At 56.4% G+C, this 12,047-nt stretch carries 9 protein-coding genes; 5 read left to right on the forward strand and 4 right to left on the reverse strand.

What is annotated here, in order from left to right:
* From LD28_RS0107825 to rplY, 4 genes are all read left to right on the forward strand, one after another.
* On the forward strand, nt 1–311 hold a 311-nt coding region (locus tag LD28_RS0107825; protein ID WP_033136426.1), incomplete at its 5' end, for a CBS domain-containing protein.
* Between the two features lie 243 nt (nt 312–554).
* The gene (gene hrpA, locus LD28_RS0107830; protein WP_033136427.1) at nt 555–4,469 is read left to right on the forward strand and encodes an ATP-dependent RNA helicase HrpA; all 3,915 of its coding nucleotides are present in this window, start codon (nt 555–557) and stop codon (nt 4,467–4,469) included.
* Between the two features lie 94 nt (nt 4,470–4,563).
* The gene (locus tag LD28_RS0107835) at nt 4,564–5,403 is read left to right on the forward strand and encodes a hypothetical protein (RefSeq protein WP_033136428.1); all 840 of its coding nucleotides are present in this window, start codon (nt 4,564–4,566) and stop codon (nt 5,401–5,403) included.
* Nucleotides 5,404–5,519: 116 nt separating this feature from the next.
* Nucleotides 5,520–5,807 carry a 50S ribosomal protein L25 gene (gene rplY / locus LD28_RS0107840; RefSeq protein ID WP_033136429.1) on the forward strand — a complete coding sequence of 96 codons (288 nt, stop codon included), beginning with the start codon at nt 5,520–5,522 and terminating at the stop codon, nt 5,805–5,807.
* Between the two features lie 90 nt (nt 5,808–5,897).
* On the opposite strand, the gene LD28_RS0107845 is transcribed toward rplY, so the two are convergent.
* Nucleotides 5,898–6,290 carry a MerR family transcriptional regulator gene (locus LD28_RS0107845; RefSeq protein ID WP_033136430.1) on the reverse strand — a complete coding sequence of 131 codons (393 nt, stop codon included), beginning with the start codon at nt 6,288–6,290 and terminating at the stop codon, nt 5,898–5,900.
* Nucleotides 6,291–6,410: 120 nt separating this feature from the next.
* Here LD28_RS0107845 and LD28_RS0107850 point away from each other — a divergent pair, with 120 nt between their 5' ends.
* Nucleotides 6,411–7,574 (forward strand): thiolase family protein, encoded by a 1,164-nt coding sequence (locus LD28_RS0107850; RefSeq protein ID WP_033136431.1) that lies wholly within the window; start codon nt 6,411–6,413, stop codon nt 7,572–7,574.
* Here the strand turns inward: LD28_RS0107850 and LD28_RS0107855 are convergent.
* The 3 genes from LD28_RS0107855 to LD28_RS0107865 form a co-directional block, all read right to left on the reverse strand.
* Nucleotides 7,571–8,794, reverse strand: a complete 1,224-nt coding sequence (locus tag LD28_RS0107855) for an EAL and HDOD domain-containing protein (RefSeq protein ID WP_033136432.1) — start codon at nt 8,792–8,794, stop codon at nt 7,571–7,573. The two genes, LD28_RS0107850 and LD28_RS0107855, sit on opposite strands and share 4 nt — an antisense overlap.
* Before the next feature lie 116 nt (nt 8,795–8,910).
* Nucleotides 8,911–10,167 (reverse strand): OmpP1/FadL family transporter, encoded by a 1,257-nt coding sequence (locus LD28_RS0107860; protein WP_033136433.1) that lies wholly within the window; start codon nt 10,165–10,167, stop codon nt 8,911–8,913.
* A gap of 252 nt (nt 10,168–10,419) precedes the next feature.
* Nucleotides 10,420–11,700: an outer membrane protein transport protein gene (locus LD28_RS0107865; protein WP_033136434.1), complete on the reverse strand. Its 1,281-nt coding sequence runs from the start codon at nt 11,698–11,700 to the stop codon at nt 10,420–10,422.
* Between the last annotated feature and the right edge of the window lie 347 nt (nt 11,701–12,047).

Below are 12,047 nucleotides of genomic sequence, written 5' to 3' on the forward strand. Positions count from 1 at the left end.
GGCCGGTGGTGGATGAGAAGGGGCATCTGATCGGCTGGATCTCCGAGCAGGATTGCATCGCCGTGCTGCTCAAGGAGGCCTATCACTGCGAGCAGGTGGCACAGGTCAAGGATGTGATGCGCAAGGAGGTGCTGACGGTGGGGCCCGATACCAGCATTCTGACCCTGGCAGAGATGATGATGGGGCAAAAGCCGAAGATCTATCCGGTGGTAGAGGAGGGGCGTCTGATAGGGGTCATCAATCGTCACAACGTGATGCAGGCGATCCACGCCCAGCTCACCACCTGTTTTGTCCATCACACCCACGGTTAACCCTATTTTCCCTCTCTCCAAAGGCAAGCTGCGGCTTGCCTTGGCTATTTCAGAGGCTGCCATTTATTCGTGTTATGCCATCACACAATATGCGTATTGCTGTGTATGAGGATTGGCCAATCACTTTGTCTTCCCATCTCTTGCGTTACGTTAAGGCTTGCACCGTCCCCGCTCGCTCTTTAGGATCGCTCGCAGCTAATCGATATGGCCCCATGCCGGGCTCTCTATTAAGGAATTCGTACCTTGTCTCTCTCTATCGAGGCGCTGCGCCGCCGTCTCTCTGCCTGCATGAATCTCGACGCCCGCCGCCTTTCCAGCCGTCTGCACGGGGTCAAGAAGCTGCCTGAAGGCAAACAGGCCGCCGTGCTTGAGACCATTTCCGCTGATCTGGATGCCGCGCAAGCGCGTTATCAGTCCCGTCTGGCCGGTGTGCCCAAGGTCACCTATCCGGACAACCTGCCGGTCAGCCAGAAGCAGGCGGAGATCGCCAAAGCGATCAGTGAACATCAGGTGGTGATCATCGCTGGTGAAACCGGCTCGGGCAAAACCACCCAGATCCCCAAGATCTGTCTGGCGCTGGGGCGCGGGGTGAAGGGCTTTATCGGCCACACACAGCCGCGTCGTCTTGCGGCCCGCACCGTGGCGGCCCGTATCGCAGAAGAGATGGAGTCCGAACTCGGCCACTACGTGGGCTACAAGGTGCGCTTTACCGATCAGGTGAGCGAGCAGACCCACATCAAGCTGATGACCGACGGTATCCTGCTGGCGGAGATCCAGAACGACCGGATGCTCACCCAGTACGACACCATCATCATCGATGAGGCCCACGAGCGCAGCCTCAACATCGACTTCATTCTGGGTTATCTCAAGCAACTGCTGCCCAAGCGCCCCGATCTCAAGGTGATCATCACCTCGGCCACCATAGACCCGCAGCGTTTCTCCCGCCATTTCAACAAGGCGCCGGTGATTGAGGTCTCCGGCCGCACCTACCCGGTGGAGGTGCGCTATCGCCCGCTGTTTGTTGATAAAAAAGGCGGCGACAAGAACGAAGGGCTTGAAGAGCGCGACGAGCTGCAGGGCATTTTTGATGCGGTGGAAGAGCTGGCCCGCGAAGGACTGGGGGACATCCTCATCTTCATGAACGGCGAGCGGGAGATCCGCGATACCGCCGATGCCCTGCGCAAGCTCAACCTGCGCGATACCGAGGTGCTGCCGCTCTACGCCCGCCTCTCCAACGCCGAGCAGAACAAGGTGTTCCAGCAACACGCCGGACGGCGCATCGTGCTGGCCACCAACGTGGCGGAGACCTCGCTGACGGTGCCGGGCATTCGTTACGTCATCGATCCGGGTACAGCCCGTATCAGCCGTTACTCTTGGCGCACCAAGGTGCAGCGCCTGCCTATCGAGCCGGTCTCCCAGGCCAGCGCCAACCAGCGTAAAGGGCGTTGTGGCCGGGTGGCTGACGGTATCTGTATCCGCCTCTACTCCGAGGAGGATTTCAACAACCGTCCGGCCTTTACCGATCCCGAGATCCTGCGTACCAACCTGGCGTCGGTCATCTTGCAGATGTTGGCGCTTGGCCTTGGCAACATGGAGGCCTTCCCGTTCGTCGAGCCACCTGAGTCACGCCATATCAAGGATGGCCTGACCCTCTTGAAAGAGTTGGAGGCGGTCAAAGAGCTGCCCGGTACCCGGGATCATGAACCCAGGTTGCAGCTGACCGAAACCGGTCGCCAGCTGTCGCGCATTCCCCTTGATCCCCGTTTGGCGAAGATGGTGATCACGGCGGCGCAAACCGGATGTCTGAGCGAGGTGATGGTGATCACCGCAGGCCTAAGTATTCAGGATCCCCGCGAGCGGCCCATGGAGAAAAAACAGGCCGCCGACGAGCAGCACAGACGCTTTGAAGACAAGGACTCCGACTTCCTCGCCTTCGTCAATCTGTGGAACTACCTGAAAGAGCAGCAGGACGTCCTTGGCAGCAACCCGTTCCGCCGTATGTGCCAGAAGGAGTTCCTCTCCTACCTGCGGGTGCGCGAGTGGCAGGATATCCACTTCCAGTTGCGCCAGACGGTCAAAGAGCTTGGTTTTAAAGCCAACCATGAGCCGGCGGATTTCAAGACGGTGCACTGCGCCCTGCTGACCGGTCTCTTGAGCCATATCGGCAACAAGGATCTGGAAAAGCCCGAATTCCTAGGCGCTCGCAATGGCCGCTTCCACCTGTTCCCGGCCTCGGGCCTGTTCAAGAAGCCGCCCAAGTGGGTGATGGCCGCAGAATTGGTGGAGACCTCGCGCCTCTACGCCCGCATCAACGCCAAAATTGAACCCGAGTGGGTGGAGCCGCTGGCGGGCCACCTCATCAAGCTGCACCACAGCGACCCCCACTGGTCGAAGAAAAATGGCGCCGTGATGGCCAAGGAGAAGGTGACGCTTTATGGCCTGACGCTGGTCAATGAGCGCACCATCAACTTCAGTCGCCTTGATCCGGCGCTGTGCCGCGAGCTGTTTATTCGCCGCGCGCTGGTGGAGGGGGATTTCGAGACCCGTCACCGTTTCTTTAGCGATAACCGCAAGCTGCTGGCCGAGGTAGAAGCGCTGGAGCACAAGTCCCGTCGTCGCGACATTCTGGTGGATGACGAGGATCTGTTCCGCTTCTACGATGCCCGTTTGCCGGAGGAGGTGATCTCCGCCCGCCACTTCGACAAGTGGTGGAAAGAGGCGCAAAAGCAGGATCCCGAGCTGCTCAACTTCGAAAAAGAGATGCTGATGAAGGGGGATGCCGCTCACATCAGCGATCTCGACTACCCCAACTTCTGGCAGCAGGGGCGGCTCAAACTTAAATTGAGCTACCAGTTTGAACCGGGGGAGGCCGCCGATGGCGTGACGCTACATATCCCGCTGCCGCTCTTGAATCAGGTGGAGGTGAAGGGGTTCGAATGGCTGATCCCGGGGCTGCGTCACGAGCTCTTGGTCGCCCTTATCAAGTCGATGCCAAAGCCGATGCGCAAGAACTTCGTGCCGGCGCCGAACTATGCCGACGCGCTGCTAGCTACGCTCAATCCCGAGCAGGGGCCGCTGCTGGACGAGATGGAGCGTCAGCTTCGCCGCATGACCGGCGTCACCGTCCCCCGCGAATCCTGGGACTGGGCTGCGGTGCCCGATCACCTGAAACTCACCTTCCGGGTGGTGGATGACAAGCACAAGAAGGTGGCGGAAGGTAAAGATCTGGAGGCGCTCAAGGAGTCCCTGCGCGGCAAGGTGCAGGAGACCCTCTCCCAGGTGGCGGACGATGATATCGAGCAGTCCGGCCTCACCCTGTGGAGCTTTGGCGAGCTGCCGCAGGAGTACAGCCAGAAGCGCGGCGGGTTCGAGGTGAAAGCCTATCCAGCCTTGGTAGACGAGAAGGATTCTGTCGCCATTCAGCTGGTGGAGAGCCCGGTGGCCCAACAGCAGCTGATGTGGGCAGGCCAGCGCCGACTGGTGCTGCTCAACGTGCCATCTCCCATCAAGTATCTGCAGGAGAAGCTGCCCAACAAGGCCAAGCTGGGGCTCTATTTCAACCCGTTTGGCAAGGTGGCTGAGCTGATTGACGACTGTATCGCCTGCGGTTGCGACAAGCTGATCGAGCAGCATGGCGGGCTGGCCTGGGATGAGGCCGGTTTCGAGGCACTCAAGGAGTTTGTCCGTGCCGAGCTCAACGATGCGGTAGTGGAGGTCGCCAAGCAGGTGGAAGCCGTGCTGACCCTCTCCCACGAGATCAAGAAGCGGCTCAAGGGCAAGATGCAGCTCGATACCGCCTTTGCCATGTCGGATATCCAGCTGCAGCTCGGCAATCTCATCCACAAGGGGTTCGTCACCGAGACCGGCTGGCAGCGATTGCCGGACCTCTTGCGCTACCTGCGTGCCATCGAGCGACGTCTGGAGAAGCTGGCTATCGATCCCAACCGGGATCGGGTCTACATGCTCAAGGTGCAGAGTGTGGAGTCCGAGTACAAAGCGCTGCTTGCCAAGATCCCCAAATCCCAGCTGATCCCGGCCGAGGTGGCCAATATCCGCTGGATGATCGAGGAGCTGCGGGTGTCGTTCTTCGCCCAGAATCTGGGGACCCCATATCCGGTCTCCGATAAACGGGTGCTTAACGCTATCGCTCAGTGCTAAGCTGCTATCTGTCTGTTTTAACAGCGTGATATAGAGTATGTGAATGGGCTGCCAAGGTGGTGAGCCCCTTCAAACGGGAGTCAGGGAGGCAAGGATGCTGGGGATCTGGTTAAGTGTGGCGCAGGTGGTGATCAGCGGTTACCAGCCTATTGCAGAGCAAACCTGGGTGCAGTTGAACCCGGAATACTACCCGCTGGCGCGCACGCCACCCGCCATGTTTGTGGCATGGCACGGCAACCAGTATCCACCGTTGGCCCAGAAGCAAAAACATGGCCGTTGGCAGCTCCTCTTTCCCGCCCGTCTGGTCCCCCCCTTTGATCTGTTTGAAGGGGAGGCCGAGCTCTCCAAAGCCTATCTGGCAAGGCTGCGGCGCATTGACGAGATGGCCTATGGGGTTGCACCCGCGCAGATGGTAGCGGTGGGGCAACCATCCTATGTCTCTCCGCTGCAAGGGGATGAGCCATTGGCTCCGTTTGTTGCCGAATTCGGCGTCCCGCGAACAGGGGCTCAGGGACTGACCACTCGCCCTGCCTATGAGCAGGAGCCCCTGCTGACAATGCTGGGGGTGACGGCGAACGAGGCCGGGATGAGTGGGGAGACAAGGCTGGTGGCCGTCACGGCTACCTCTATTGATAGTGCCACTCTCACCCTTTCGGCTCCGGTGGCAGGAAGTGGGCATGAAGTGTGTCATCAGGTGGCAGCGGGTGAGACGCTCTGGCGGATCGCCAATCAGCTATCCAGTGCCAGAGGAGAGGATACTTACAGCTATCTGTTGGCGCTGGTGGCCGAAAATCAGCAGCGGCTTGGCAACAGCATTCGGGTGAAAACCGGAGATGGACTCTATTGCCCGAGCGCTGAGCGATTGGCACAGTTTGATGCCTTGAGTCCGGCCCAGCGCCAGCAACAATTTGCCCGGTTGGAGCAGGGGCGTTAACCCGTGGATATGCGCCTTGTATCCACTATTGGCGCATGGTAGTATTCGCGCTCGTTTTGCGAGGTGCTGACCGGTCGCAGTTAGCACCATAAATTCATCTAAAAGAGATACACACTATGTCTTTCGTATTCCAAGCTGAAGTCCGTTCTGACCTGGGGAAAGGTGCGAGCCGCCGCCTGCGTCAAGCTGACCAAGTTCCTGCCATCGTTTACGGTGCAGGCAAAGAAGCCCTGTCCATCACTGTTGACCACAAGAAAATGGTTCTGGCTCAAGAGAAGCCGGAATTCTATGAGTCTGTACTGACTCTGGTTATCAACGGTGAAGAAGTTAACGTAAAAGTGAAAGCTATCCAGCGTCACCCGGTACGTTACAAGCTGATCCACCTGGACTTCGTTCGCGTTTAATAGCGAACCGTCAGGTTGAAGAAAAGCCACTCTCAGGAGTGGCTTTTTGCTATCTGGCATCTAATGGCCAGGGTGAGCCCACAAATCCGGTTACCCCAGCTGACTCAGCGATTGCTGACAGCGCTGCTCGGCGGCATCCAGCTCCAGCAGCACCATCCTGATATCTTCCATCTGCTGTTGCAGTGTCTCCCGTTTCTCCTCAACCAGTCCCAGCATGGTCTGCAGCTGGGTGCGGCTGCTTTTGTCGGCATCATAGAGATCAAACAGCTCGCGGATCTCGGCGAGACTGAACCCGAGCCGCTTGCCGCGCAGGGTGAGCTTGAGTCGAACCCGGTCTTGCTTGCTATAAATGCGAGTCTGCCCCTCTCTGGCGGGATTGAGCAATCCCTGATCCTCGTAGAAACGGATACTGCGCGTCGTAATATCAAATTCCCGGGCCAGCTCACTGATGCTGTAGCGCCGTCTTTCATCCTTGTTGTTCATACAGACTTCTTGGCGAACGATCCTGATGGCACCTTACCTAAACGTAAACTGCACTGCAACTCTTGTTCCATCACGTCAGAACCCCTATGTTATGGCCATGTAACAAACAGAGGCAGGCAAATGGATATTGCAATTGTGGCGGCAAAACGGACCCCTATGGGGGCATTTCAGGGGGCATTGGCTGAGGTGACGGCGCCTGAGTTGGGGGCCTGTGCCATCGAGGCGGCACTGCAGCAAAGCGGGCTGCGTCCGGATCAGGTCGATGAAGTGTTTATGGGCAATGTGCTGGCGGCTGGTGTGGGGCAGGCGCCAGCCAGACAGGCGATGTTGAAAGCGGGACTACCAGATTGCGTGCCAGCCACCACGATCAACAAGGTGTGCGGCTCCGGTATGAAAGCGGTGATGCTGGCGGCAGATTCCATCCGGCTTGGCGACAACAGGGTGGTGGTCGCAGGCGGCATGGAGAGCATGAGTCGTGCCCCCTATCTGCTGGATAATGCCCGCAGTGGCTTTCGGATGGGGCATCAGAAGGTGCTGGATCACCTCTTCCTCGATGGGTTGCAGGATGCCTATGATGGCCAACTGATGGGCATCCATGCCCAGCGTAGCGCCGATCAGGCCGGTTTGGCCCGCAGTGCCATGGATGAGTTTGCCCTTGCATCGTTGCAGCGAGCGCGCGATGCACAGCAAGCCGGAGTTTTTGTGTCCGAGCTGACCGCAGTCTATCGCGGTGATCGCTTGTTGTTGGCCGAAGACGAGCAACCGGGCAAAGGCAGGCCGGAGAAGATCCCGACCCTGAAGCCTGCGTTTGGCAAAGAAGGCTCCATTACGGCGGCCAATTCGAGCTCCATCTCAGACGGTGCGGCGGCCTTGATATTGATGGATGGCACCACGGCAGTGGCCCAGCGGGTGCCTGTATTGGCAAGGATTGTCGGTTATCAGAGTCATGCGGCATTGCCAGCTGAATTTACCTCCGCGCCCATTGGCGCCATTTCACGTCTGCTTGATCGTCTGGCATGGTCGGTGGAGGAGGTGGATCTGTTCGAGATCAACGAGGCGTTTGCCATGGTCACCATGCTGACCATGGCAAGATGCCGCATCCCCCATGACAAGGTCAATGTGTATGGCGGGGCCTGTGCGCTGGGACATCCACTCGGGGCGAGTGGTGCCCGTATCCTGGTCACCCTGATCTCCGCATTGCGTCAGCGGGGAGGAAGAAGAGGGATCGCCTCTCTTTGTATCGGAGGGGGAGAGGCGACAGCGATTGCGGTGGAGATCGATTAGTCGGTTGCTTCCATCGCCTGCAATTGCTCGTTGACCCAGGTGGTTGCAGCCAGATAGAGGTGGCTGACCTTCTCCTCGCTCAAGCCCAGCTTGGCCGTTCTGGCTGTGACCCTCGACCAGTTGGCATTCTCGTAGTCTTCGCAAAATGCGAGGTAGAAGCCGAGATTGCCCTTGCGCTCAAGCAGTGCAAGCCGGATGGCATCGATCAGCGGAATGGTACCGAGCAGCTTGTCCATCGGCTGTTCCATCAGTACATCCAGCAGGGAGAAAAGGCCGGTAATAAAGGCCTGTGGAGCCTGCTCGGTTGGGGCATGAGCATGGGCCAGCAGCTCACAGAAGCGTGCTCTGATCAGCGACATCTGATAGAGCTCGGCACTCTTGCCCTTGCCTGCGCTGGTCGCCGCCACCAGTGAGACAAAACGCTTTAGCTGGGTGTTGCCCAGGTAGATGGCAGCCTGGCGAAATGATGAGATGGGGTTGGCGTGGCCTTTGAGATGGTTGACGTAGCGCAGCAGCTTGAGGGAGAGGGAGATATCCTGACCGAGTAGCTGTTCAATCTTGTTGATATCAGGCTCTGCTTCGTTGACCACGTTGAGCAACTGCATCACCACGACTTGCGCTGGCTCCATGGTGGCTTGCTTGACCATCTCGGGTCGACTGAAGAAAAAACCTTGGAACAGCTGGATCCCCAGCTGTTTGACCCGCTCGAACTCCGCCTTGTCCTCCACTTTTTCCGCCAGATAGGTGAGCCCCAGTGCCTGATGACGCTGGATAAACACCTTGATCTGCAGCAGAGGGGTGGCGCGAAGATCAAACTTGATGATGTGGATAAAGGGGAGGAAGCGCTCCCAATCCGGCGACATGGTGAAGTCATCAAGCGCCAGCTGATAACCCAGTTTGTGCAGCTGCTTGACCTTTTCCAGCAGGGCATCATCCGGGGGGGAGTCTTCGAGTATTTCGATCACGACCTTTTCGGGAGGAAGGCACTCTGCCAATCCCTCCAGCAACAGTGAGTGGGGGAAGTTGATAAAGCAGGGGCGGCCCCCCAACAGCTGATCGATATTTTGTTGCAGGAACTGTTCGACCACCAGGCTTGAAGTAGCCTGCTGGGAGGAGATACTCGGGAAGACATTATTCAGACTATCGCGAAAGAGCAGCTCATAGGCATGAGTATTGAGGTCTCTGTCGAGGATCGGCTGTCTTGCTACGTAGGAATACATGCCTTGCTCCAGTATGGGTACTGGGTTGATTTTATGGTGTTGCAGAACACTATGCCAGTGTTCACCTTATTGAGTAAGGCAATAATTGGCATAGCGTTTTTCTGCAGGGCAGGAATTTAGAAGAGATAGCTCAATTGTGCGCCAGCCAGCCAGGCATCCCCTTCGGAAGTACCCTGGAAGGTGGATGTAGACAGCGGATTGCCCGGTTGCAGCTCCATCTTTTCAGTGACATCCACCTTTTTGCCATCGATCAGGGTCAGCCCCAGATCCACCGTCAGGTTAGGCGTGAACTGATAACCCATCCCCAGGCTGTACCAGATGCGGTCGGCATCCGGGATGGAGATGGTGCGGCGATCGGCTGGCACCGGGCTTGCGTCATAGGCCACGCCAGAGCGTAGTTGCCACTTGGGAGTGACCTGATAGGTCATACCGACGGCATAGCGCCAGCTATCTTCCCAGTGCTCATCCTTGATATGCATGCTCTGCAAATTGTTGAGATCAGCTTCAAGCTGGACAAATTTGCTCCAGTTGGTCCAGTTCAGGCTGCCGTGGAGAGCCAGTTTGTCGGTCAGCTGATGGAATGCCGCCAGTTCTGCGGTGGCGGGCAATGGCAGATCCAGACTGCCGGTATCTCTGAGCTCGGTAACGGAACCGTTGGCATTGGGTCGGCCCACAATCGCGTCCCCCGAGAGCGTCAAATTGACATCGTGACGGTAGGAGAGGCCGAGCCGGGTCTGCTCGGACAGCTCCAGCAAGGTGCTCACATTCCAGCCCCATGCCCAGCCATCACCTTGCAGGTGTTTCGCGATCAGGTTACGGGATGGGAAGGTACCACCAACCTCGCCTTCGCCTTGAATGGCTGAAATTCCGGCGCCCACCGACCACATCTCATTGATGCGATAGGCGAGTGAGGTGCCCAGATCCATGGTCTTGATCTCGGAGACATTGCCAAAGTGGCCAGCGCTATAGTTATCCGGCATTTTGACACCAAGGCCGTAGTAAGAGGTCGCCGAGAAGCCCAGACGCCACTGCTCATTGAGCGGAATGATGAGATAGGCGTTGGGTACCCAGGCAGCGGCAGCAATATCGTGAGCGCTTGCATCGGCATGGGTCAGTAAACCGGTCGTTTTCCCTTCGATATTGACGTCAGGGCTGACATAGATGGCACCGCCAGAAAGCGCCATGTGATCGAAGCGGGTCATGGCTGCGGCATTGCGGGAGAGCACGCTGGCGTTATCCGCGATGGCAGCTTCACCGGCAAAGGCGCGCCCCAAGCCAGTGGCGGTCTGTTCAGCCAGCTGGAACCCGGCGGCATGGGTCTGTCCCGCGATCACCAGCAGGGCGATGGCGGACGGTTTGATGATGGGATGCATGGCAAAATCCTTGCTGTTACCCGAAGGTTCTATAGGTCATATGAATAGAGGCAGAATTTTATATGGTATGACCTGTAAGGCAATGGCAATGGCAGCTATCAGGATAAAACAAGATTTAATGCTGGAATAGATTAGTCTAATAGCTTGATTGGAAAAGAAAAATAAACACGTGTGTGCTACAGATGTACGCTGAAATGGATTGTATGGACAAAAAAAGAGCGCCTTGCGGCGCTCTTTTAAATCTATCAATAATCAGAACTTCATATTGAACTGGGCTGAAGCCAGGAAGGCGTTGCCGTGGGAGGTGCCAACCCAATGTGGGTTTGTTGGGCTTGCTGGGCCATGTGTTGAACCCAAACTTTCATCTACATCCACTTTTTTACCATCCAGGTAGGCCATACCAAAGTCAACGCTCATATCGGTGTTGATATGGTAGGTCGCACCAGCGCTGTACCAGATACGATCTGAGTCAGGAATACTCAGGCTGCGATATTCGGCTTCGATAGGGGTATTGTCATAGGCAAAGCCCATACGTGCTTCCCAAGCCGGGTTGATATACCAAGTACCGCCGATCGCATAGCGGGTGGAGTCTTTGAACTTCTCATCTTTTTGCAACAGAGTTGCACCGCTGGCAGAGGTCGCTTTCAGCTCCTGGAAAGCACTCCAGTCTGTCCAGTTTACGGAGTAGTGGACGGCAAACTGCTGGTTCAAACGATGATAACCGGCGAACTCAGCTTGAGCTGGCAAGTCTATTTTCAGATTGCCATCAACGGTTCTGCCAGCCAAACCACCAATAACAGCAGGTAGATCATTTGAGTAATCACCGTCAAAGCTCATATTCACTTGTGAGCGATAAGTCAGTGCAAGACGATTATTTTCATTGATTTCGTAAAGTGAACCCACGTTCCAACCGAAGCCCCAAGTATCACCCTTCATGTGAGAGACTCGAGTTTCGTTAGGCAATGTAGGAATCAGGTCACCGTTGAAACGGTTCAATTCTGCTGCACCATAAACTGCATTGATACCGACACCGATGCTGAATTGCTCGTTGATACGATAGGCGATGTTCGGGTTGATATTGAAGGTAACGAGAGAGGTATCACCTGCGCCTGAGCCTGCAGCGAAACTCTTATCGTACTCGGTAGATAGGCCATAGTTGGAGAACAAGCCAATCCCCCAAGCCCACTGATCATTCAGTGGCTGGATAAAATAAGAGGCTGGGACAAATGCAGAGGGTGCAATGCTATCTTGGCTGGCATTTACTTTGCGAAACGGAACTGTGCCCTCAACATCCACATCCGGTTTGATATAGGTACCGGAGACGGAGACCGCCATCTTGTCGAAGGTGGTCATGGCTGCCGGGTTACGGGCCAGCACGGAGGCGTTGTCGGCGATGGCCGCTTCACCTGCATAGGCGCGACCCAGACCGGAGGCTGAGTGCTCGTTCAACTGGAATGCCGCAGCATGGACTTGACCGGTGGCCAGCGCGATGGTGGCGGCAATCAGGCTCTTCTTGAAAATAGTTGTCGTCATGTTGTTCTCTCTTGTAGGCAGATTTTTTTGCCGATATTGGCTGCACGTTCAGTGCATACCTCGACAAAATCCGTTTTTATTTCAGCTTCTTCCCAATCAATTCTGGCGTGATTCTATGGATCTGGTAGGAGGTAAGAAATCAGACCAGTGACAGCAGAATACATAAAAGTGACCGACCTGTTAATCATTTGTTTTAACTTGCTGTTTAATTCATCATTTTTAGGGGGTGACGGCGGATTATTGACCTGGATTGCCGATCATGGTCACAAAAATAAATTTGCCGATTTTTCGACATTTTGAGGTAAATGATTGATGAAGGAGGCTTAAACAGGGGGAAACAGGCAGCA

It is taken from the genome of Aeromonas finlandensis (genome assembly GCF_000764645.1).
In the GTDB taxonomy this organism is placed as follows: domain Bacteria; phylum Pseudomonadota; class Gammaproteobacteria; order Enterobacterales; family Aeromonadaceae; genus Aeromonas; species Aeromonas finlandensis.

Bases quoted from the DNA above. Each gene is read 5' to 3' on its own strand.
- LD28_RS0107855 (WP_033136432.1), bottom strand. From the start codon at position 8,794: ATGTATTCCTACGTAGCAAGACAGCCGATCCTCGACAGAGACCTCAAT.
- LD28_RS0107865 (WP_033136434.1), bottom strand. From the start codon at position 11,700: ATGACGACAACTATTTTCAAGAAGAGCCTGATTGCCGCCACCATCGCG.
- LD28_RS0107835 (WP_033136428.1), top strand. From the start codon at position 4,564: ATGCTGGGGATCTGGTTAAGTGTGGCGCAGGTGGTGATCAGCGGTTAC.
- LD28_RS0107850 (WP_033136431.1), top strand. From the start codon at position 6,411: ATGGATATTGCAATTGTGGCGGCAAAACGGACCCCTATGGGGGCATTT.
- LD28_RS0107845 (WP_033136430.1), bottom strand. From the start codon at position 6,290: ATGAACAACAAGGATGAAAGACGGCGCTACAGCATCAGTGAGCTGGCC.
- rplY (WP_033136429.1), top strand. From the start codon at position 5,520: ATGTCTTTCGTATTCCAAGCTGAAGTCCGTTCTGACCTGGGGAAAGGT.
- LD28_RS0107860 (WP_033136433.1), bottom strand. From the start codon at position 10,167: ATGCATCCCATCATCAAACCGTCCGCCATCGCCCTGCTGGTGATCGCG.